The following is a 20,400-nucleotide window of genomic DNA, read 5'->3' as shown; positions in this document are numbered from 1 at the left end:
CTGGATCGCACGGCTGCCGCCCAGGCGAGTCTGATCGAAGTCAAGGGCGACGACGCAATTGCGGGGGCGGCGGCCGGGCCGCCCAACGCTGTGTCCGGCGCAACAAAATCGAGGAGTTTCAATCCGCTGCGGGTCGAGCCGTCGGCCGCTCACGCGGCGATGTGGCGCTCGATCTCGTCCACCGGCAGCTTCACCAGATCCTTGGCGATCTCGCCGCTCACCAAGGCCTTCACCTGCGGGCTGAGGGCCTCGCGCAGGGTGCCGAGGGCCTTGGGCGGGGCGACGATGAGAATGGCGCCGATCTGCCCTTCTCCCGCCAGGGCACCGAGGCGGCCGGCCACGCGGGCGAGGAAGGCGGCTTCCGCCGCCGCATGCAGGTCCGGCTGCTCCACGGCGCTGCGCGCGGTGCTGGCGGATTCATGCACCCGGCCGGGACGATCCGTGCCGAGGGCGGCGGTGCCGGGATGTGGTTCGGTGAGGGTTTCCAGCACGCTCAGCCGGGGCGCCGGCGCAATGCCGCCATCGGCGAACAGAAGCGCCTTCGCACCATCGCACACCAGAACCAGCCGCCGCGCCTTTTCGAGCTTCGTCATCCGAATGCCTCCCTAGAGCGCGATCCGATCAAATGGACTCAATTTGATCGGTGAATCGCGCTCTCACTTAAGGATAGAGAACGCGTTATCCGATCAGCTTGCGTTGCAAGCTGATCGGCGCGTGCTCTGGTGGGCGCCGGCCGCGGGGCGCGGCGCGACGGATATTCTTATCAGCATGGCCCCCCGCCGCCGGGTCGCCTTGATGCGGGTCAACGCGCCCGGGGTTGCCCGCCTGCGACCGTATGCACCGTGGCGCGCGATTGCGGCGGGCCGGCAGGCATGACAGCATTCAATTTCAGCGATTTCCGGGCGCGGACCCTGCCGCGCGCCAGGTGCCCGCGGGGCACCCCGGTGGGAGAGGAGGCCTCGCAATGCCATTTCTCGTCAAGTTCCTGGTGCGGCATGCCGCCATCGGCGTTGGCGTGGCCGCGGTGTTCGTGGGCCTGCTGGTGGCGTTCGACGTGGCGCGGCTCGGCACCTTGTTCGCCACCTCGGCGGACGGGATGCTGGCGCTGGCGGTGCTCACCTTCGCCCTCGGCCTCACCTTCGGCAGCGTACAGATGGGCTTTGCCGTGATGCTGATGAGCGACAAGGACGAGCCCCCGGCCGGCCACCGCATCCGCCTCACCCGCCTGGTGCCCCGCTTCGCCCGCATCACCGCCGGGCGCTGAGCGCGAGGACGCAGCCCGGGCGGATCGCATTCCGCCCGGTGAATCCGCCTTCCGCCTGAAGATGCAGGCCGCGCCCGCCGTTCCGGCCTGCGCGCCATTGCGCGGTTTCGTCCCGAGCAGCCCCGTCCCGGACCGGGCCGATGGCGACAGCCGCCGGCGCCGGGGCGGGAAGTGCGTTCGGCCCCCGCCACCCGCCACCTGCTTCTCCGGCCTCTTGCGTCGCCGCCCCGCTACTGCCCCTTGCGCTTGAACGCCTCCGCCAGCGCCGCGCCGAATGCGCCCTGGGCGCCCGGCTTCTCCTTCTGCGCCGGGCCGCGGCGGGCGTCGCGTCCCTCGCTCTGGCGCGGCTGGTCCGAACGCGGCGTGTTCGCGCGCGCCTCCTGCGACCCACCGGACGGACGCCCGCCGGCATCGTCCTTGCGCATGGACAGGGCGATGCGCTTGCGCTTCACATCCACCTCCACCACGCGCACCTTCACCACATCGCCGGCCTTGACCACCTCGTGGGGGTCCTTCACGAAGCGGTCGGCCAGCGCCGAGACATGCACCAGCCCGTCCTGGTGGACGCCGATGTCCACGAACGCGCCGAAGGCGGCCACATTGGTCACCGTGCCCTCCAGCACCATGCCGGGCTTGAGGTCGCTCATCTCGTGGACGCCCTCCGCGAAGGTGGCGGTCTTGAAGGCGGGGCGCGGATCGCGGCCGGGCTTCTCCAGCTCGCTGAGGATGTCGCGCACCGTGGGCAGGCCGAACCGCTCGTCCACGAAGGCGCGCGGGTCCACCGCCTTGAGCGCCGCCGTGTCGCCCATCAGCGCCCGCACATCCCGCCCGCAGGCGGAAACGATCTTCTTGGCGACGTCATAGGCCTCCGGGTGCACCGCCGAGGCATCCAGCGGCTCGGCCCCGTTGGGGATGCGCAGGAAGCCGGCGGCAAGCTCGAAGGTGCGCGGGCCGAGGCGGGCGACCTTCAGAAGCTCCTTGCGGGTCTTGAACGCACCCACCGAATTGCGATGGGCGACGATGGCCTCCGCCAGCGAGGCGCCGAGGCCGGACACGCGGGCCAGCAGGGAGGCGGAGGCGGTGTTGAGGTCCACGCCCACCGCGTTCACCGCATCCTCCACCACCGCGTCGAGGGCCTTCGCCAGGCGCGCCTGGTCCACGTCGTGCTGGTACTGGCCCACGCCGATGGCCTTGGGCTCGATCTTCACCAGCTCCGCCAGCGGGTCCTGCAGGCGGCGGGCGATGGAGACCGCGCCGCGGATCGAAACGTCGATGTCCGGCATCTCCGCCGCCGCCGTGGCGGAGGCGGAATAGACCGAGGCGCCGGCCTCGCTCACCACCACCTTGATGGGGTGCGGCGGCGGCAGCATGGCGAGCAGGTCCGCCACCAGCTTGTCGGTTTCCCGGCTGGCGGTGCCGTTGCCGATGGCGATCAGCTCCACATTGTGCCGGCGGATGAGGCTGGCCAGCTCCGCGCTCGCCCCCTGCACGTCGTTGCGCGGCTGGAACGGATAGATGGTGGAGGTGGCAATGAGCTTTCCGGTGCCGTCCACCACCGCCACCTTCACGCCGGTGCGGATGCCGGGATCAAGCCCCATGGTGGCGCGCGAGCCGGCCGGGGCGGCGAGCAGAAGATCCTTGAGGTTGCGGGCGAAGACGCGGATGGCCTCCTCTTCGGCACGCTCGCGCATCTCGCCCATCAATTCCACGGTGAGGTGGAGCGAGAGCTTCACCCGCCACGCCCAGCGCGCCACCTCCAAAAGGAAGCCGTCGGCCGGCGCGCCGCCCGCCAGCGGAATGGCGTAGGCCTCGGCGACGATGCGCTCGGCCGGCTTCACCGGGGTGGTGGCGTCCTCGTCCACCACCAGGTCGAGGGTCAGCATTTCCTCGTTGCGCCCGCGCAGCATGGCGAGCACGCGGTGGCTGGGGGCGGTGGCCCACTTTTCCTGATGGTCGAAATAGTCGCGGAACTTGGCGCCGGCCTCCTCCTTGCCCTCGGCCATCTTCGCCTTCAGCACGGCGCTGGCCTTCATGTGGGCGCGCAGCCGGCCCACCAGCTCCGCATTCTCGGCGAAGGTTTCCACCAGGATATCGCGGGCGCCGTCCAGCGCCGCCTTGATGTCCGCCACCTGCTCGGTGAGGAAGGCGGCCGCGCGCTCGGCCGGGGCGATGCTGCGGTCCGCCAGGATTGCTTCTGCAAGAGGCCCGAGCCCCTTTTCGCGGGCGATCTCCGCCTTGGTGCGGCGCTTGGGTTTAAAGGGGAGGTAGAGGTCTTCCAGCTCGGCCTTGGTGGTGGCCGCCTCGATCTTGCCCTTCAGCTCGTCGGAAAGCTTGCCCTGGCCGGCGATGGAGGCAAGCACGCTGGCGCGGCGGCTTTCCAGCTCGCGCAGGTAGGACAGGCGCTCTTCCAGCGTGCGCAGCTGGGTGTCGTCGAGGCCGCCCGTCACCTCCTTGCGGTAGCGGGCGATGAAGGGAACCGTGGCGCCTTCGTCGATGAGGGCGACGGCGGCGCTCACCTGAGCCGGGCGGGCGTTGATCTCGGCGGCGATGATCCGGGCGATCATCTCGCCGTTGCCGTGCGCGGTGGTGGCCATTTGTGCTCCTTCGGTCTCGGGCGCACGGCCATAGCGGAGGAGTGTGGCGCTGTCACGCCGGGGGTGGCGCTGGCGGAACGGGCCACCGCCGGTGCCGGTCCCGCACCGCCGGGCGTGCGCCGGCGATGCGGGGCCGCCCGTGCCTCAGATGAGCCCGGCGAGAATGCCGACGCCGGCCACCGCCACCGCCGCGCCGGCCCCGCGCACATAGCGGCTGCCATAGGCCTCGCCGAAGCGGCCGATGGCCATTCCGAGGCCGATGCCGGCCAGGTGCAGCAGGCCGGTGGCCAGCATGAAGCCGAGGCCATAGGCGAGGCCCGAGGCATCCGCCGGCATCTCCTCGCCATGGGCATGGCCGTGGAAGATGGCGAAGAAGCCCACCAGCGCCATGGCCACTGCCAGCGGCGCCTTCACGCCGAAGGCCACCACGAGGCCGAGGACCACCACGGAGAGGGCGATCCCCAGCTCCACGAACGGGACGTCCACGCCGGAAATGCCCAGCGCGCCGCCCACCGCCATGAGGGCGACGAAGGTGACCGGCACCGCCCAGATGGCGCGCCCGCCCAGCTGGTAGGCGAAGATGCCCACCGTGACCATGGCTAGCAGGTGGTCGAGGCCGCCCAGAGGATGGGCGAAGCCGTGGCTGAAGCCATGCACGTCGCCGACGCCCGTATGGGCGAACGCCAGCTGCGGCAGGAGGGTGAGGGCGGCAGCGGCGATGGCCGTGCGGGCTGTGCGATGCATGAAGGACTCCCCAGGGTTGGACGGTTTCAGCAGATGCGGGGCAGTTGGTCGCCGACGAGCATGTCGACGATGCGCTCACCCCCGAAGCGCGTACGCATGACGACCCGGCCGGGCCGTTCGGATGTGACCTCGCCGATGATCGCCGCATCCCCGCCGAGGGGATGGGCGCGCAACGCGGCAAGGGCGGCGCCCGCCTCCGCGCGGGGCACCACCGCAAGGATCTTGCCCTCGTTGGCGAGGTAAAGCGGGTCGAGGCCAAGGATCTCGCAGAAGCCCATCACCTGCGGCCGCATGGGCAGGGAAAGCTCATCGAGCCGCACACCCACGCCGCTGGCCTCCGCCAGTTCGTTCACCACCGCGGCGATGCCGCCGCGGGTGGCGTCGCGCATCATGCGGATGCCGGGGGCGGCCGCGATCAGCGCGTCGATGAGGCCGTTGAGGGGGGCGCAGTCGCTCTCGATCAGGGTGTCGAGGGCAAGGTCGCCGCGGGCATTGAGGATGGCGGCGCCATGGTCGCCGAGAAGGCCGTTCACCAGCACCACGTCGCCCGGCTGCGCGCGGGTGATGCCCACGTCGAGGCCGGTGCGCACCACGCCGATGCCGGTGGTGGTGACGAACAGCTTGTCGCAGGCGCCCCGCGCCACCACCTTGGTGTCGCCGGTCGAGAGTACGACGCCCGCTTCCCGCGCCGTCTGCGCCATGGAGGCCGCCACCCGGCGCAGCGTCTCCACGGGCAGCCCTTCCTCGATGATGACGGCGCAGGAGAGGGCCACGGGCCGCGCCCCGCCCACCGCAAGGTCGTTCACCGTGCCGCACACGGCCAGCTTGCCGATGTCGCCGCCGGGGAAGAACAGGGGGTCCACCACGAAACCGTCGGTGGTGAAGGCGAGGCGGTCGCCATGGGCCATCAGGGCGGCGAGATCAAAGCGCGCCTGGTCCTCCGGCGCGGCGCGCTCCGCGCCGGAGAAGGCGGAGAGGAACACGTCGTCGATCAGGTCGCGCATGGCGCTGCCGCCGCCGCCATGGGCGAGGGTGACGGTCTTGTGGGTCAAGGGCCGGCGGCGGCCGGCGGCAGGGGTGGCGAAAGGTATGGTCATGCGGCCTCGCCCCGTATTCCGCCATATTGATAGTAAGCCGCGCAAGAACCTTCCGAGGAGACCATGAGCGCGCCCAGCGGCGTCTCGGGGGTGCAGCCCTTGCCGAATTCCGGGCAGGCCCAGGGCTTCACCGCCCCCGTGAGCACCTCGCCGCAGCGGCAGGAGGAGGGGTCCGCCACCTTGATGTCCGGCACCGCGAAGCGCCGTTCCGCATCGAAGGCCGCATAAGGCGCGGTGAGCCGCACCCCCGAGCCGGCGATGGAGCCGAGGCCGCGCCATTCGAACGTCTCGCGCGGCTCATACACCTCCTGCACCGCCTTCAGCGCCGCCGGATTGCCGAATTCCGGCACCACGCGGGCATATTGGTTCTCGATGCGGGCGCGGCCCTCCTCGATCTGCTGCAGCACCATGAGGAGCGATTGCAGCAGGTCGATGGGCTCGAAGCCGGAGACCACGAGGGGCCGGCCGAACTCCTCGGCGATGAAGCGGTAGGGCGCCGTGCCGATCACCATGGAGACATGCCCCGGCCCGATGAAGCCGTCGATGCCGAAATCCGGCTGCTCCAGCAGTGCGCGCAGGGTGGGGATGATGGTGATGTGGTTGCAGAACAGGGAGAAGTTCGCCACCCCCTCGCGTGCCGCCCGCTGCACGGTCAGGGCCGTGGAGGGCATGGTGGTCTCGAAGCCGAGGCCGAAGAACACCACCTCGCGGTCGGGGTTGCGGCGCGCCAGCGCCAGCGCATCCAAAGGCGAATAGACCATGCGCACGTCCGCCCCCTCGGCCTTGGCCTGGAGCAGGCTCTTGCGGGAGCCCGGCACGCGCATGGCATCGCCGAAGGTGGTGAAGATCACCTCCGGGCGCTCGGCGATGGCCACGCAATCGTCCACCCGCCCCATGGGCAATACGCATACCGGGCAGCCGGGCCCGTGCACGAACTCCACCAGGTCGGGCAGCAGGCCCTCCAGCCCGTAGCGGAAGATGGCGTGGGTGTGCCCGCCGCACACTTCCATGATGGCGAAGGGGCGGTCCCGTCCCCGCTCCAGGCGGGCGGCGATGGCGCCGATCTCCTTCACCAGCGCGGCGGCCAGGGCCGGATCGCGGAATTCGTCCACATAGCGCATGTGCGGTCTCCTCAGCGCGGGGTGGCGAGCAGCTCGACGCTGCCGGTGGTGAGCGCGTCCATCTCGGCGGCCGCCTCGCCGATCTCGGTGAGCACCTTGAGGGTGGCGGCGGCCTCTTCCTCGTCGATGCGGCTCATGGCGAAGCCCACGTGCACCAGCACCCAGGCGCCTACCAGGTCCGCCAGGGGCGCGCCGGGCGCGGCGACGCACACCACGTCCACCGTGCGGCGCACGCCGGAGACGTCCACCACGCAGAGCATGGCCTCCTCGTCGGCGACGGCGACGATCTGTCCGGGAATGCCGAGGCACATGGGGTGGCTCCTTCTTCTTGCGTTCGTTGGCGTCAGTGGGACTGGCCGAAGGCGCCGCCGCGGGAAATCCCGTAGCGGTCGAGCTTGGCGCGCAGCCCCACGCGGGAGAGGCCCAGCTCCTCCGCGGCACGGCTCTTGTTCCAGCGGCAGCGCACCAGGGTTTCAGTGAGGATGGTGGCCTCCATGCGCTCGATGCGGTCCTTCAGGGGGCCGCCGTCCGGCAGGGCGATGGCCTCCGGTGCACGGCTTTCCGGGGCGCGGGTCTCGGCCGCCGCGGCGCGCACCACGTGGGGCGAGAGCAGGTCGGCGGAAAGCATGTCGCGTTCGGCCAGCACCAGCATGCGCGTCACCTCGTTCTGCAGCTCGCGCACGTTGCCGGGCCAGTCATAGGCCCGCATGCAGGAAAGGGCCTCCTCGGTGTAGCCCTTGGCGCGCTTGCCGTGCTGGGTGCAGAGCGCATCGAGGATGCTCTGGGCCAGCACCGGAATGTCGGGCCGGCGCTCGCGCAGGGCCGGCAGGGTCAGCACCATGGCGCACAGGCGGTAATAGAGGTCCTCGCGGAACCGCCCGCGCCCCACCTCGCCATAAAGGTCGCGATGGGTGGCGGCCAGCACCCGCACATTGACCCGCTTGGATTCGTTGGAGCCCACCGGGCGGATCTCGCCCTCCTGCAGGAAGCGCAGCAGCTTCACCTGGAAGGCGGGGGAGACGTCGCCGATCTCGTCCAGGAAGATGGTGCCGCCGTCCGCCTGGTCGAGCAGGCCGATGCGGGTGACGTGGGCGCCGGTGAAGGCGCCCTTCTTGTGGCCGAACAATTCGGATTCCAGCAACTCGTCCGGGATCGCCCCGCAATTCACCGCGAAGAAGGGGCGGTCGGACCTCAGGCTCGAATAATGGATGGCGCGGGCCAGCAGTTCCTTGCCGGTTCCCGTCTCGCCATGGATGAGCACGGGCACGTCGAAGGTCGCCACCTGCGCGGCGCGGGTGCACACCGCGCTGAGCACGCTGCCGGGAGCGCGGATGAGGGTGTCGAAGTGGAAATTCTGCTTCACCCGCGCTTCCAGCGCGCCCAGCCGGGCCTCGGCGGTGGTGGTGGTGAGCTTCATTTCCAGGTTCAGCCGCTCATGGTCGCGCTGCAGCTGGAACAGGTGGGCGGCGTTGCGCGCCGCCAGCAGCAGCTGGTCCGGGTGCCAGGGCTTGGGGATGAACTGGTAGATGCCGGCCTCGTTGATGGCGCCGATCATGTCTTCCGGCTCGGTGTAGCCGGTGACGATGATGCGCAGGATGTCCGGCCAGCGCTCGCGCACCTCGGTGAGCAGGGCGACGCCGGAGGTCTGCGGCATTCTTTGGTCGCAGAACACCACCTGGATCCATTCGTGCTCCAGATGGCGCCGCGCCTCCTCCGCATTGAGGGCGGTGAAGACGTCGAATTCCTCGTCCAGCACGCGGGCGATGACCTCCACCGAGCGCGGCTCGTCGTCCACCACGAGGATGGCGGGGCGGCGGTTCATCGCGCGGCCCCGGCGGCGGCGCGAAGGGCGGCGGCTTGCGCCTCGCGCGCGGCGGCCAGCTCGTTCAGGCGGGTGGCGCGGGCGGCTTCGAGCCAGCCGATCCATCGGGCAAGGCCGATGTCGCCGCGCGACGAGGTGGCGAGGATCTCCGCCTTCGGATTGATGCGCCGGATGTTGGCTTCCAGCCTTGCCATGTCCGCATCCACATGCGGCGCAAGGTCCGCCTTGGTGATGAGCACGAGGTCGGCGCCCTCGAAGATGTCGGGATATTTCAGCGGCTTGTCGTCGCCCTCGGCCATGGAGATGAGGGTGACGCGCCGGGTTTCCCCAAGGTCGAAGGCGGCGGGGCAGACGAGGTTGCCCACATTCTCGATGAAGAGGAGGCCGCCGGGGGGCAGGGGCAGCTTTTCCAGCGCATGGCCCACCATGTGGGCGTCCAGGTGGCAGCCCTTGCCGGTGTTGATCTGCACCGCCGGGGTGCCCACGGCGCGGATGCGCGCGGCGTCGTTGTCGGTCTGCTGGTCGCCCTCGATGACGGCGCAGGGCAGCCGGCCGGAAAGCGCCTTCAGCGTCTCCACCAGCAGCGAGGTCTTGCCGGCGCCGGGGCCGGACAGGAGGTTCAGCGCCAGGATGCCGGCGGCATCCAGCCGGGCGCGGTTGCGGCCGGCATAATCGTCGTTCTTGGCCAGGATGGAGGTCTCGATCTCCACCATGCGCGCCTGGGAAAGGCCCGGCGCATGGGCGCGGGCGGGGCCGGCACCATAGTCCAGCGTGCCGGCGTGGTCGTGCGGCGCGTGGTCGTGGGCATGGCTGTGGGTATGGCCGTGGCCGTGGTCATGCTCGTGCCCGTGCCCGTGCCCGTGCCCGTGCCCTTCCCCGTGCCCGTGCGCATGGCTGTGGGTGGTGCCGTCGGCATGGGTATGGGTGTGAGCGTGGGCCGGCGCTCCCGCCGGGTCGGAAATGGTGGCGCCGTCGCCGCTGCAGCCGCAGACCGTGCACATCACATGACCTCCAGGTCCTTGATCTTCATCTCCGTGCCGCCATTGGGCACGAGGCGTTCCCCGCCGCATCCGGGGCAGGGGGCGAGGCGGTGAGCGAGCGGCACGGTCTCGCTGCAGTCGAAGCACCAGGCGGTGCCGTCTTCCTCCAGCACCACCAGTTCCGCGCCTTCGGCCAGGGAGCCGCGCATCACCACGTCGAAGCCGAAGCGCAGCGCCTCCACCTCGATGCCGGCGAAGCGGCCGATGGCGAGGCGCACGCGGGTGACGCGGGAGAAATTCTGCGCCTTCGCCGCCTCTTCCATGGCGCTGAGCAGGCTCTCGCACACCGCCATCTCATGCATGGGCCGCCTCCCGGGCCGGGGCGAGGACGACGGGCACGCAGGGATTGATGGCGCTCACCAGGAGCGGCGCCAGCCGCCGCCCCAGCGGGCCGGGGGAGAGCGCGGCGAAGGCCCGCTCCAGCAGCCCGCCCGGCGCCAGGTTCCAGGCGCTGGGGGAGAGGATGCGGTAGGCGGCGACGCGTCCGTCCTCCACCCGCGCGGCATGGCCCAGCAGCCCGCGGGCGGCCGGCGCGAGGCCGAGGCTGGGCGGGCTCTGCGGCCATTGCGGCGCGGCGGGAGCACGGGCAGCGGCGGCAAGGGCGGCGAGGCAATCCACCAGGCGGGCGAGGAGGCGCACGAACAGGCTGCGCCCTTCGGCGGCCATCAGCGCGGCGAGCAGGGGAGTGTCCGCGGTGCGCCCGAGGGCGCCGGTCTCGCGCAAGGGGTCGGCCGGCTGCGGGTTCGGCGCGGCTGCGGCCTGCAGGGCGCAGGCCACATCCGCTTCGGTCAGCTCGGCCAGGGCGGCGCGCCCTTCTGCCGGGTCGAAGCGGCGGATTTGGGCGAGGCGGCGGGCGGTGGGGGTTGGCGCAGCGCGGAGCCATGCCTCCAGCTCTGCGGGGGAGAAGGCTGCGAGCGCGCGGGCATCCCCCACCAGCGCCGCCGTCAGGCCGGCATCCCCGCCCGGTCGCGCCAGCAGCCCCAGAGTGTCCCGGTCGGGCGCCTCGCCGAGGGCCGCCGGCCAGTGATGGAGGATGGCAAGGGCATGGTCGCGCACCGTCTCCCGCGCCATGGCGGCGGGATCTGCCGGTTGCGGCAGGCCGAGGGCGGCGGCCGCGGCTAGGCCATGGGCGGCACCGCACAGATTGAACACCAGCGGCACCAGCCGCGCCGCGTCCTGCGGGGTGCGGCCCACCAGGACCTGCGCCGGGTCCGCGCCCCGCTCGCGCGTGATCCGCCATGCGCCGCCTTCGCCCCCGGCATCAAGGGTGACGGCGAGGCGCAGGAGGTGGCCCGCCGCGCTCATGCGCCCTCGCTTCCGGCGGCTTCGCCGCGAGGGCCGAAGATCATGGCCCGGCGTGAAACCTCCGCCGGGGCGGCGTGTGGGGGCAGCGCCGGCGCGCCTTCGGCCGCTTGCCTCTGCGCTTCCGCCTCCGCCTCCAGCCGGGCCTCGGCCCGGCGGCGGATCTCGCCGGTGCGGGTGCCGTCCTCCCGATTGGCGGGATCGAGCAGGGCCGGCAGCACCGCCTGCGCCGTTTCCACCGCCTGCAGCATGGAGGAGAAATCGAACATGGGCGAGAACAGGGAGCAGGCCTTGTAGGGGCCGGTTTCCGGCCGTGTGGCGGCGAGGAATTCGTAGCTGCCCGAGGGGAATTCGATCAGTTCCCTGTCGCCGGTGCGCAAGGCCGACCAGTCGTCGCCCGCGCCGGGCAGCAGCACCAAATTCATGAACCATGGCGTCACCAGCACGCCCAGGGCCCGGCCCTCATGAGCGCGAAAGCCCACCGCCTTCACCCCCAGCGTCTCGTTGACGAAGGGCACCCCCTTCATCTTGGCCGCATGGATCTCGCGGAACACCGCCTCGAACCGGCCGGGCATCTCGCGCAGCGTGGCGTCGAGGTGGGGGTCGGGGGGCGGCGGGGCGGCCACGGCCGGCAGGTGGGGCGCGCCGCCGTCCAGCACCATGAACTGGTCGCGCGCGCCGTCGCAGACCGGGCAGCGCCAATGGTCGGGCAAAGCGTTGAAGGGCGTGCCGGGCGGAATCTGCCACGTCTCGCAGCCCTCCGCCGGGTCGTAGACGTGCCAGCACACCTTGCATTCCAGCCGTGCGGCGGGAGACAGGCGGGCCTTGTCGCCCAGATAGGAGCCTTCGAAGAAGGCGCGCGGATCACTCATGGCGCCCCCCTAGCGGATGGCCGCCAGCACCTCGACGAGGCGCTCGGCGGAATCGGCGATGTCCTCGACGGCGGCACATGCCACCTCCGGCACCTCGCTCACCTCGATGGTGTCGAGGATGAGCATGTCCTGCGAATTGAAGAAGCGCACCCGCCAGACGTTCCGGGTGGCGGTGGCGTCGATGCGGCAATTGCCGTAGCCGCGGGACAGCACGGTGGTGGCCCCCTGGCCCAGCCGCGCGTCCAGCATGGCGAGGTCTTCCGGCGTGTGCGGCAGCAGGGAGAGGTTGATGACGTGGGCTGCGTCCCCCGCCTGCCGGGTGCGCGCCCGGTGCTCGATCTCCACCAGCAGGGCCGGGGCGTTGAAGATGCCCGGCAGCGGCGCGTCGAGGCCGGACAGGTCGATGCCCGCGCCGCTGCCGAAGGCGCGCACCAGGGCGCCGCGGGGGAAGGCCCCCACCTCGATGCGGTCGATGCCGGCGCCGCCGCGCACCCGCCACACGCCGGCAAAGGTGGCTTCCTGGATTTCCATGGGCCGGGCGTCGCCGCCCGCGGCCACCTTCACCGCCACCTCGCCCTCGCCCATGGCCTCGTCCACCAGCGCGAGGTTGGCGGCGTCGAGATGGGCCAAGGCCACGGGCAGGCAGGCGCCGGGGGTCCAGGCGTTGAGGGCGGCGATCACCTCTTCCAGCGCCGCCAGGGCGGGGGCGAGGCGCTCCTTGTCCGCCACCTCCGGCAGATGGGCCTCGAAGGTGCGCATGCCGGACGGCAGCGGCAGGTAGGCGAGGCCGTCCTCGTCGGCCGCACTCTGGCTGCCGGGTCCGAAGCCGACGGGGGGCTGCGTGGCGAAGGGGGAGGAGGACATAAGGCTCGGCCTCAATGGGTGGCGGCGGAGGGGGCGGCAAGCAGGGCGCCGAGGCGCGCGAGATATTCGTCCCAGTCCCGCATGCGGGAGATGGCGCCCACCGGCGCGCCGCCGCGCACCACGACGATGGCGGGCAAGGCCAGGCTCATGGCGTCGCGCAGGGCCGCCTCGGTCCGGGGGCCGGCCACCGCGCCGCCCAGCTGGGCCTCGCCGCCCAGCGCCTTCACCAGTTCCGGCAGCACCACCGCGATGTCGGGGCTCTCCAGGTGGGCCTTGCCATGGGCGGGCAGGAACAGGAGATGGTCGCGCGCATCGAGGCGGGCGGTGTCCTCCGGCGCCTCCACATAGGCATAGGCGCGCTCGGCCACGAGGCGGCGCACGAGGGGGTGGAGGGCGAGGAGCGCATCGGCCTCGGGCATCAGGCTTCCTTTCGGCCGGCGGCATAGGCCGCGGCGAGATGGGGCGGCAATTGGGGCTCGCGCCCGGCAAGGTCGGCGAAGGCGCGGTCCACGGCGGCGGCGTCGGCCTCTCCGGCCATGATGGCGGCGACCCCGGCCAGCGCCTCGGCGATGAGCCGGGCCTCCTGCGCATCGAGGGCGCGGCGGGCGGCGCCCTGGAACACCAGCACGAAGTCGCCCACCTGCGCGTCCGGCACCAAGGCGAGGTCCACCCCTTCGAAGTGCCCGTCGGCGCTGCACAGGGCGCTTGGCCCGTTCAGTTCCTCGATGCGCATGGGCAGGCCGAGGCACATGGCGGCGCCTCAGGAGCGCGGCGCGGCGAGCACGCGGGGGTCGCCGATGCGGCAGGCCTCCTCGGGGCTCGGGCGCTGGGATTCATAAGGGTCGCGGGAGACCGCGGCGGTGACGAGGCTGCCGGCGCCGCTGCGTGCCGCGGGCACGATGGCGAATTCATCCTTCAGGATTTCCAGCACCTTGCGCGCGGCAGGCTCCACCTGCGCCGCCACGGTGGCGGTGAGGCTGCCGCCGTAATCGTCCAGGAGTTCGGGCTGCACGCCCACCAGGACGATGCGGGACGGGGTGCGGCCGCGCAGGGCGAGCAGGCCGAGGATTTCCTGGAAGCCGGTCTGGTGCAGGCTGACCTTGCGGGTGGCCAGGACGGCGGGAACCTCGCCGTCGGCCAGCACATGGAGGGTGCCGGGGGGCAAATCGTAATCCACCGCATCGACGATGACGACGCCGTCCGCCTCTTCCAGATAGGGCAGAAGATAGAGGCCCTGGGTGCCGCCATCCAGCAGGGTCACGGTGTCGGGGAAGGCGTGGGAGGCGTCCAGCGCCTCCAGCACCCGCACGCCGAAGCCCTCGTCGGCCCAGAGGATGTTGCCGATCCCCAGTACGAGGATGCGCGCAGCTTTCCGTTCGTCGTCCATGCGACGCATCCCTCCCTGCCTGTCTCCCCAACCGACGATCTGCCGCCGTCTGGCTTTCGAGTTCCTCTAATTCAAGGAGTGTGCCAGCCCCTTCGGAAGTCGGCCAAGGGCTTGATTTCGATCAAGGCGCTCCCGTAACCGGCAGGTGGCCGGAGTGTGACAGGTGGAAGAAGTATGATCGGAATGGACGAAAATCGGAATAAGAATATCCGGTTTTCCCACCCGGCGAGGTCGGCGATGCTGTAATTCAATACCAGTGTTCGTGCAGGCCCCGAACGCAAAAGGGGCGCAGCTTGCGCCGCGCCCCCCTTTCTTCCCAGGCAGCCAGGCTCACTCCGGGTCGTCGTCCCGGAAGGTGCGATGGCCGTTGGTGATGGCGGAGATCATGGACTGGCGGCTCATGATGTCCTCCCGGATCACCGAATAGACGTGGATGATGATGAACAGGATGATCACCCACATGCCGATGTGATGCAGCGTATGCACCTGCATGGAGCCGCCCAGCAGGGGAATGACCCAGCCGAACATCCTGTCCTGCCAGCTCCCGAGCCCCGTTCCTTCCGAATACAGGGCAAAGCCGGTGAAGATCATGAAGGTGAGGCCCAGCACCATCACGAAGAACATGAACACCTGGGCCAGCGGGTTGTGGCCCATGAACTTCATGGGCCGCGGCTTCAGGAAGGCATACCACTTGATCTCGACGAAGAAGCCCTTCCAGAAGCTCTTGCGCCAGAACGGGAAGGTGAACAGCTCGCGGGAATAGGTATTGCCGAAGAAGGCCCAGATGATCCGCCCCAGGAACCCCACGGCGAGGATGTAGCCCGCCGAGAAATGCACGAAGCGGATGGTGCCCATGAGGTAGTGGGCGCTCGCCTCCCCCGAGAGGGTGGGGAAAGGCGCGGCGATGAAATAGCCGGTGACGCACAGCACCAGAATGGACAGGGCATTCACCCAATGCCACAGCCGCACCGGCGCTTCATAGATGTAGACGGTGGTCAGCTTCTTTCCACCGCTGATCGCCGGCGCGACCGGGGTGGCGGGCGGCGCGGCGCCGGAGGAGAGGGAGGTGTCGCTCATGGCATCGCTCCCTCAGCGCACGGTGACGCGGGCGAGTTCCTCGCCCTCGGGGGACATCACATGGGTGGAGCAGGCCAGGCACGGATCGAAGGAGTGCAGGGTCCGCAGGATCTCCACCGGCTCCTCGGGGCGCTGCATGGGCGTGTTCATGAGGGAGGCCTCGAACGCGCCGATATTGCCCTTGGGATCGCGCGGCCCGCCGTTCCAGGTGGTGGGCACAACGCACTGGTAGTTCTCGATCCGCCCGTCCTTGATCTTAATCCAGTGGCCGAGGCCGCCGCGCGGGGCTGCAACCGTGCCCACCCCCTTGGCTTCCTTGGGCCAGGTGGCGGGGTCCCACTTTTCCATGTTGGCGGTGGCGGTGTCGCCGGCCTTGATGTTGGCGATGAGGTGGTTGAAATCGTCCAGCATCATCGCCGCGCAGTAATGGGCCTCCAGCGCCCGGGCCAGGGTGCGGCCGATGGTGGTGGGAAGCGCCTGCTTTGCCGTGAGGTTGGTGCCGGCAAGCGTATTGAACTGGCCCAGCGCCTCGTCCACCTGCCCCTTCACATAGTCTACGCCCTGGGCATAGGCGAGGATATACCGCGCCAGCGGGCCGACTTCCACCGCATTGCCCTTCCAGCGCGGCGCCTTGATCCACGAATACTTGGCGTTCTCGTCCACCGCCTCGATATTGGTGCGGGTGCCCTTGGCGTTAGGGCCGAGCACATATTGTGGGTCGGTCACGCCGTCCCACGGATGCAGGCCCTTGTCGTTGTTGCCCTCGCCGTAGGTATACCAGGAATGTGCAACGAATTCCTGGACTTGGCCCGGGTCGCGCGGGTCGATGGGGTGCACCTCGTTCCAGTTGCCGTTGAGGATGACGCCGCCGGGCAGGCGGTCGGTCTTCTTCTGGCCCTGGATGGCTTCATAGTCGCCATAGTCCATCACGTTCTGGCCGGAGAGGCCGCCGCCATAGAGCCAGCCTTTATAGAAGGAGGCGATGGCGATCACGTCTGGAATGTAGACATTCTTCGAGAATTCAAAGGCTTCCTGCAGCTTCAACTGCACGAAGTTCAGCCGCTCCATGTTGAGCGGGGCGCCGGCGGCCATGTCGCCGTTCATGTTGATGGCGCACGGCACGCCGCCCACCAGATAGTTCGGATGCGGGTTCTTGCCACCGAAGATGGTGTGGACTTTGACGATTTCGCGCTGAAAATCGAGAGCTTCGAGATAATGCGTCACCGCCAGCAAATCCGCTTCCGGTGGAAGCAGATAGGCCGGATTATCCCAATAGCCGTTCTTGAAGATTCCAAGCTGTCCGGATTCGACAAACTTCTTCAGCCGGTTCTGCACGTCGCGGAAGTATCCTGGTGAGGATTTTGCGTGCGACGAGATGGACTGCTGCAGCACCGAAGTCGCCTTGGGGTCCGCCTTCAGGGCGTTCACCGGATTCACCCAGTCCAGCGCATGCAGGTGGTAGAAATGCACCACATGGTCGTGCCACTGGAGCACCTTGGCCATGATCTCGCGGATGAGGAAGGCGTTGTTGGGGATCTTGATCTGCAGCGCGTCTTCCACCGCCCGCACGCTGGTGAGCGCATGGCAGCCGGTGCACACGCCGCAGATGCGCTCCACGAAGGCCCAGGCGTCGCGCGGGTCGCGGCCTTTCAGGATCACTTCCAGCCCGCGCCACATGGTGCCGGTGGAGACGGCGTTGCGGATGACGTTGTTGGCATCCACATTCACCTCGCAGCGCATGTGGCCTTCGATGCGGGTGACCGGATCGACCACAATGCGCTTGCCGGAGGTGTCGAGGGTAAAGCCGTTCGGCGTCTGGATGGTCACTTCTCGCCTCCCTGGTCGGCGCCGGTGTCGGTATTCTTGTGCTGGGCGCGCTTGAGCGCGGAGACGGCGGCATGCACCGCCACGGCGCCGCCCACGATGCCGGCGGCGGCAAGGCCCACCTTGTCGGCGTTGCTTTCGATGCCGAAGCCCGAGCCCTTCAGGTCAGCCAGGCGCGCATACCACGAGCCCTTGTCCCAGAAGCCGTCTTCCGAGCAGCCGATGCAGCCGTGGCCGGCCTGGATGGGGAAGGACACGCCATCGTTCCAGCGCACGGTGGAGCAGGCGTTGTAGGTGGTGGGGCCCTTGCAGCCCACCTTGTAGAGGCAATAGCCCTTGCGCGCGCCCTCGTCGTCGAAGCTCTCCACATATTGCCCCGAGTCGAAATGCGGCCGGCGGTAGCATTTGTCGTGGATGCGCTGGGAATAGAACATCAGCGGCCGGCCCTGGCGGTCCAGCGCCGGGAGCTGGTCGAAGGTGAGCATGTAGGTGATGACGCCGGTCATCACCTCGGCGATGGGCGGGCAGCCCGGCACCTTGATGATGGGCTTGTCGAAGATCACCTCGTGCACCGGGGTGGCTCTTGTGGGGTTGGGGCGCGCCGCCTGCACGCAGCCATAGGAGGCGCAGGAGCCCCAGGAGATGATGGCCTTGGCGTCCTTGGCCACCTTCTTCAGCTGGTCCACGAAGGGCTTGCCGCCGATGATGCAATACATGCCATCCTCGTTCAGCGGCGGGTTGCCTTCCACCGCGAGGATGTAGTTGCCCTTGTACTTGGTCATCACCTCGTCGAGGATCGCTTCCGCCTGGTGGCCGGCGGAGGCCATGAGCGTGTCGTCATAATCCAGCGAGATCATGGAGAGCACCACATCCTTGGCGAGCGGATGGGCCGAGCGGATGAAGCTCTCCGAACAGCAGGTGCATTCCAGCCCATGCAGCCACAGCACCGGGGTGCGCGGCTTGGTCTCCATGGCGTGCGCGATCTGCGGCGCGAACTCCGGCCCGAGGCCGAGGGCGGCTGCCGTGAGCGAGCAATATTTCAGGAACGAACGGCGGGTGATGCCCTGCCGCCGCATGACCTCATAGAACGTCTCGAGGGCCATAAAGGCGTCCCCCCTTGGTTGGCCTTGTCCTCCCCACCGACGTCGAGGCCGGGGGATTGGAACCGTTTCAGCAAGGGGTGTGCCAGAGGGGGAGTGCGAGGGATTTCCGGGAGTTGAGCGGGCTGGTGGGGCGGAGGGGGTGGATGGGGTGTGAGCGGTTTGAGAGGGGAGGTGGAAAGGGGGTTATCGGTCGAACGGTTATGCCCTGCGGAGAGGCGATGGCTTCATCGAGACAATGGCATTCACGATTGCATCCAGAGATGGCGATGTTTTCCCTTCTCTCTCCAGCTTAATAAATAGATCTTGCATGATTTTCGGTATTTTTTGGGCGTCAGATCTCCCGGTAATCCCATAAGTGGCACCTATTTCGGTGATTGAAGACTCAAAAATATCTTTTCCAATTTCAGATGTCATTTCACTTTCAAGATCAATCTCAAAGCACGCATATGTTTTTTCGATAGAGCGGCGGAACTCCGTGCATTCGGATTCTGGAATTCCTAAGAGTTTCTGCAATGCTAAATTTATGTGCGGTTGTGGATCTTTTTTTCCTTTGTCGCAATCCCACAACATAAATACTGGAATTCCTAAATGCTTAAACACAAGATATGGTTTATCCAGAGTTGATTTTCCACCGCATGGTATGATTGCGATCTCATTCTCTGAAAAGTCAATTCCTTGCCTCTTGGCTGCTGCAATAAGGGCGGCCTTATCACTGATTCCTTCAACTAAAACGGATACTGCAGCAAAAAAACCTTCGGCGACAACGCCATCAAAAATGTGCAAATGCGGCTTGAGTGATTCTGCGGAGAATGCAGATGCGTCCCGTCCCCAGGCTGTCGCCAGTTCTCTAGCTATATCGCCCAAGTCAGCTGTTGAAATTACGCAACAACGCTGGCCATGGCTGGCATTTCGGCTTCGGCGTACTAAGCGGACTTCGTCGAAATGTTCCATTGATACAAAGGCTGGTGAATGCGTCGTAAATATAATTTGCGTATTATTTGCGGTGCCAGGAAGAGCGCCGTCCGCAATTTTTTCAAGTACACTACAGAAATGGCGCTGCTTGGTCGGGTGCTGATATAGCTCGGGTTCCTCAATCGCGAGAATGAGTCCGGGATCATCGGGTGGTGCCTTATTTTCGGATTCTCCTTCATCTAATTCAGTGGGATTTTCAATGCTTGGAGCGATTCCAGCTGAATTCGTAGAAGCAATCGCGAGATGCTGTAGCAATGTTATTATCAATGCGCGCTGGAGCCCGTGGCCCGTCTTGTCAACTGGAGAAACAAATCCCTCGTCGTCTAGCATCATATCCGCCAATGGAAACGGAATAGATATGGGTTGAGAGTCGCGCCAGTTAAGTAAAACTGATGCATCTGAATAAAATGAAGATAATGTTTCAGATAAAATGGTTGCCAACTTTGGTAGTTCTGACAGATTTTCAGGTTTCATTAGTTCTGAAAACTGCCTATTTGTATCTTCTTTGAATTTCTTGAAGTCTGGTCGTCTATCAATTTCAGATTTGACGACCAGGTCCAAAAGTCGTGTCACCGCAGAATTTTTGCCTTCTATGGCATCCAAGGATGCATCTCGAACGGCAGGAATGTAAACGAACATGGTGCTGTCGCTCAATTTTCCGGCGGCAACATTTTGAAACCCGAAAAATTGCCCATCATCTCTGGTTTCGACGCAAATGTCTTTATTTCGCGCCTCGCACGCTTGGAGGTTTGGCTCAATATCCTCGGCCCTGGCCACCCTTTCTAATTCGTACTCAGGTTTCGCTGAGCGAATTAAATCGTATTGTGCGCGCTTCTCGGCTGCCTTGTCGACTGCGCGAATTCCGGAAAATTCAGTCATCCTTAGGGCGCGGCCGTAATATTTCCCGGAGGTTTTCGGGTTCGATGTGAACACACGGGATACTGATATGGAATTATCAGGTTTAAGTTGAGCCTTAAACCGATCTTTTTCGGTTTCGTTTAATCCATTGTACTTGACGATAATCTCAATTTCTTTTTCGTAATCGCGGCCAAAATGATCGTCGGCGCTAAGGCTGGGGGTGCCTGGAGCGTAAAATAGCTCCAGCGCCTTCAGTATCGTTGATTTGCCGGCTCCATTTGCCCCGATGATGCGAGTGACGTTCCCTAGTGGTATGTCGGCCGACTCGATCGAGCGGAAATTCCGAATTCCAAGCTCATACGCGCGCATTCTCGCCCCCCCTAACCATAGGTAGAAAACTATGGCTGCGGGCTGTAGGCAAGCCGGTTCTCTTTGGTGCAGGTCTCTCCACCTCTCTCC

20 protein-coding genes are annotated in these 20,400 nt (G+C 67.2%); 1 reads left to right on the top strand and 19 read right to left on the bottom strand.

Going from position 1 to position 20,400, the window contains the following annotated elements:
* Positions 1–149: 149 nt before the first annotated feature.
* Positions 150–593 carry a host attachment protein gene (locus ACI7BZ_RS03955; RefSeq protein ID WP_414115894.1) on the bottom strand — a complete coding sequence of 148 codons (444 nt, stop codon included), beginning with the start codon at positions 591–593 and terminating at the stop codon, positions 150–152.
* Positions 594–964: 371 nt separating this feature from the next.
* Between ACI7BZ_RS03955 and ACI7BZ_RS03950 the strand changes: the two genes are divergently transcribed.
* A complete protein-coding gene (locus ACI7BZ_RS03950; RefSeq protein WP_414115893.1) occupies positions 965–1,264 on the top strand; it encodes a hypothetical protein in 300 nt (99 codons plus the stop codon).
* A 230-nt stretch (positions 1,265–1,494) separates the two neighbouring features.
* Here the strand turns inward: ACI7BZ_RS03950 and ACI7BZ_RS03945 are convergent, their stop codons facing one another.
* From ACI7BZ_RS03945 to ACI7BZ_RS03860, 18 genes are all read right to left on the bottom strand, one after another.
* The gene (locus tag ACI7BZ_RS03945; RefSeq protein ID WP_414115892.1) at positions 1,495–3,858 is read right to left on the bottom strand and encodes a Tex family protein; all 2,364 of its coding nucleotides are present in this window, start codon (positions 3,856–3,858) and stop codon (positions 1,495–1,497) included.
* 144 nt (positions 3,859–4,002) lie between these two features.
* The gene (locus ACI7BZ_RS03940; RefSeq protein ID WP_414115891.1) at positions 4,003–4,602 is read right to left on the bottom strand and encodes a HupE/UreJ family protein; all 600 of its coding nucleotides are present in this window, start codon (positions 4,600–4,602) and stop codon (positions 4,003–4,005) included.
* 26 nt (positions 4,603–4,628) lie between these two features.
* Entirely contained in the window at positions 4,629–5,699 is a 1,071-nt protein-coding gene (gene hypE, locus ACI7BZ_RS03935; protein WP_414115890.1) for a hydrogenase expression/formation protein HypE, read from the bottom strand.
* Positions 5,696–6,820, bottom strand: coding sequence for a hydrogenase formation protein HypD (hypD, locus tag ACI7BZ_RS03930; protein ID WP_414115889.1), 1,125 nt, complete (start codon positions 6,818–6,820; stop codon positions 5,696–5,698). The genes hypE and hypD overlap by 4 nt, the downstream gene beginning before the upstream one ends.
* Positions 6,821–6,831: 11 nt before the next feature.
* Complete coding sequence (locus ACI7BZ_RS03925; protein WP_414115888.1) at positions 6,832–7,131, bottom strand: HypC/HybG/HupF family hydrogenase formation chaperone; 300 nt, start codon at positions 7,129–7,131, stop codon at positions 6,832–6,834.
* A 32-nt stretch (positions 7,132–7,163) separates the two neighbouring features.
* A complete protein-coding gene (locus tag ACI7BZ_RS03920) occupies positions 7,164–8,642 on the bottom strand; it encodes a sigma-54-dependent transcriptional regulator (protein ID WP_414115887.1) in 1,479 nt (492 codons plus the stop codon).
* Positions 8,639–9,643, bottom strand: a complete 1,005-nt coding sequence (gene hypB, locus ACI7BZ_RS03915; RefSeq protein ID WP_414115886.1) for a hydrogenase nickel incorporation protein HypB — start codon at positions 9,641–9,643, stop codon at positions 8,639–8,641. The genes ACI7BZ_RS03920 and hypB overlap by 4 nt, the downstream gene beginning before the upstream one ends.
* Entirely contained in the window at positions 9,643–9,984 is a 342-nt protein-coding gene (gene hypA / locus ACI7BZ_RS03910; RefSeq protein WP_414115885.1) for a hydrogenase maturation nickel metallochaperone HypA, read from the bottom strand. Before hypA ends, hypB begins: the two co-directional genes overlap by 1 nt.
* Positions 9,977–10,987, bottom strand: a complete 1,011-nt coding sequence (locus ACI7BZ_RS03905; protein WP_414115884.1) for a nickel-dependent hydrogenase large subunit — start codon at positions 10,985–10,987, stop codon at positions 9,977–9,979. Before ACI7BZ_RS03905 ends, hypA begins: the two co-directional genes overlap by 8 nt.
* Complete coding sequence (locus ACI7BZ_RS03900) at positions 10,984–11,856, bottom strand: [NiFe]-hydrogenase assembly chaperone HybE (protein ID WP_414115883.1); 873 nt, start codon at positions 11,854–11,856, stop codon at positions 10,984–10,986. The genes ACI7BZ_RS03905 and ACI7BZ_RS03900 overlap by 4 nt, the downstream gene beginning before the upstream one ends.
* Positions 11,857–11,865: 9 nt before the next feature.
* Positions 11,866–12,720: a hydrogenase expression/formation protein gene (locus ACI7BZ_RS03895; RefSeq protein ID WP_414115882.1), complete on the bottom strand. Its 855-nt coding sequence runs from the start codon at positions 12,718–12,720 to the stop codon at positions 11,866–11,868.
* Between the two features lie 11 nt (positions 12,721–12,731).
* Complete coding sequence (locus ACI7BZ_RS03890; protein WP_414115881.1) at positions 12,732–13,139, bottom strand: thioredoxin domain-containing protein; 408 nt, start codon at positions 13,137–13,139, stop codon at positions 12,732–12,734.
* Complete coding sequence (locus ACI7BZ_RS03885) at positions 13,139–13,471, bottom strand: HypC/HybG/HupF family hydrogenase formation chaperone (RefSeq protein ID WP_414115880.1); 333 nt, start codon at positions 13,469–13,471, stop codon at positions 13,139–13,141. The genes ACI7BZ_RS03890 and ACI7BZ_RS03885 overlap by 1 nt, the downstream gene beginning before the upstream one ends.
* 9 nt (positions 13,472–13,480) lie before the next feature.
* Positions 13,481–14,107 carry a HyaD/HybD family hydrogenase maturation endopeptidase gene (locus ACI7BZ_RS03880; protein ID WP_414115879.1) on the bottom strand — a complete coding sequence of 209 codons (627 nt, stop codon included), beginning with the start codon at positions 14,105–14,107 and terminating at the stop codon, positions 13,481–13,483.
* Positions 14,108–14,437: 330 nt separating this feature from the next.
* Positions 14,438–15,184, bottom strand: a complete 747-nt coding sequence (cybH, locus tag ACI7BZ_RS03875; RefSeq protein ID WP_414115878.1) for a Ni/Fe-hydrogenase, b-type cytochrome subunit — start codon at positions 15,182–15,184, stop codon at positions 14,438–14,440.
* A gap of 12 nt (positions 15,185–15,196) precedes the next feature.
* Positions 15,197–17,011 carry a nickel-dependent hydrogenase large subunit gene (locus ACI7BZ_RS03870; protein WP_414115877.1) on the bottom strand — a complete coding sequence of 605 codons (1,815 nt, stop codon included), beginning with the start codon at positions 17,009–17,011 and terminating at the stop codon, positions 15,197–15,199.
* A complete protein-coding gene (locus ACI7BZ_RS03865) occupies positions 17,008–18,111 on the bottom strand; it encodes a hydrogenase small subunit (RefSeq protein ID WP_414115876.1) in 1,104 nt (367 codons plus the stop codon). The genes ACI7BZ_RS03870 and ACI7BZ_RS03865 overlap by 4 nt, the downstream gene beginning before the upstream one ends.
* Before the next feature lie 198 nt (positions 18,112–18,309).
* A complete protein-coding gene (locus ACI7BZ_RS03860) occupies positions 18,310–20,310 on the bottom strand; it encodes an ATP-dependent nuclease (protein ID WP_414115875.1) in 2,001 nt (666 codons plus the stop codon).
* Positions 20,311–20,400: the final 90 nt, after the last annotated feature.

The sequence above is a fragment of the Xanthobacter sp. AM11 genome (genome assembly GCF_047444035.1).
Taxonomy (GTDB): Bacteria; Pseudomonadota; Alphaproteobacteria; order Rhizobiales; family Xanthobacteraceae; genus Xanthobacter.
Note: the sequence above shows the minus strand (reverse complement) of the source record. Positions and strands in the feature narration are given on the sequence as shown.

Coding starts and splice junctions, on each gene's coding strand:
- ACI7BZ_RS03955 (WP_414115894.1), bottom strand. CDS start 593: ATGACGAAGCTCGAAAAGGCGCGGCGGCTGGTTCTGGTGTGCGATGGT.
- ACI7BZ_RS03950 (WP_414115893.1), top strand. CDS start 965: ATGCCATTTCTCGTCAAGTTCCTGGTGCGGCATGCCGCCATCGGCGTT.
- ACI7BZ_RS03945 (WP_414115892.1), bottom strand. CDS start 3,858: ATGGCCACCACCGCGCACGGCAACGGCGAGATGATCGCCCGGATCATC.
- ACI7BZ_RS03940 (WP_414115891.1), bottom strand. CDS start 4,602: ATGCATCGCACAGCCCGCACGGCCATCGCCGCTGCCGCCCTCACCCTC.
- hypE (WP_414115890.1), bottom strand. CDS start 5,699: ATGACCATACCTTTCGCCACCCCTGCCGCCGGCCGCCGCCGGCCCTTG.
- hypD (WP_414115889.1), bottom strand. CDS start 6,820: ATGCGCTATGTGGACGAATTCCGCGATCCGGCCCTGGCCGCCGCGCTG.
- ACI7BZ_RS03925 (WP_414115888.1), bottom strand. CDS start 7,131: ATGTGCCTCGGCATTCCCGGACAGATCGTCGCCGTCGCCGACGAGGAG.
- ACI7BZ_RS03920 (WP_414115887.1), bottom strand. CDS start 8,642: ATGAACCGCCGCCCCGCCATCCTCGTGGTGGACGACGAGCCGCGCTCG.
- hypB (WP_414115886.1), bottom strand. CDS start 9,643: ATGTGCACGGTCTGCGGCTGCAGCGGCGACGGCGCCACCATTTCCGAC.
- hypA (WP_414115885.1), bottom strand. CDS start 9,984: ATGCATGAGATGGCGGTGTGCGAGAGCCTGCTCAGCGCCATGGAAGAG.
- ACI7BZ_RS03905 (WP_414115884.1), bottom strand. CDS start 10,987: ATGAGCGCGGCGGGCCACCTCCTGCGCCTCGCCGTCACCCTTGATGCC.
- ACI7BZ_RS03900 (WP_414115883.1), bottom strand. CDS start 11,856: ATGAGTGATCCGCGCGCCTTCTTCGAAGGCTCCTATCTGGGCGACAAG.
- ACI7BZ_RS03895 (WP_414115882.1), bottom strand. CDS start 12,720: ATGTCCTCCTCCCCCTTCGCCACGCAGCCCCCCGTCGGCTTCGGACCC.
- ACI7BZ_RS03890 (WP_414115881.1), bottom strand. CDS start 13,139: ATGCCCGAGGCCGATGCGCTCCTCGCCCTCCACCCCCTCGTGCGCCGC.
- ACI7BZ_RS03885 (WP_414115880.1), bottom strand. CDS start 13,471: ATGTGCCTCGGCCTGCCCATGCGCATCGAGGAACTGAACGGGCCAAGC.
- ACI7BZ_RS03880 (WP_414115879.1), bottom strand. CDS start 14,107: ATGGACGACGAACGGAAAGCTGCGCGCATCCTCGTACTGGGGATCGGC.
- cybH (WP_414115878.1), bottom strand. CDS start 15,184: ATGAGCGACACCTCCCTCTCCTCCGGCGCCGCGCCGCCCGCCACCCCG.
- ACI7BZ_RS03865 (WP_414115876.1), bottom strand. CDS start 18,111: ATGGCCCTCGAGACGTTCTATGAGGTCATGCGGCGGCAGGGCATCACC.
- ACI7BZ_RS03860 (WP_414115875.1), bottom strand. CDS start 20,310: ATGCGCGCGTATGAGCTTGGAATTCGGAATTTCCGCTCGATCGAGTCG.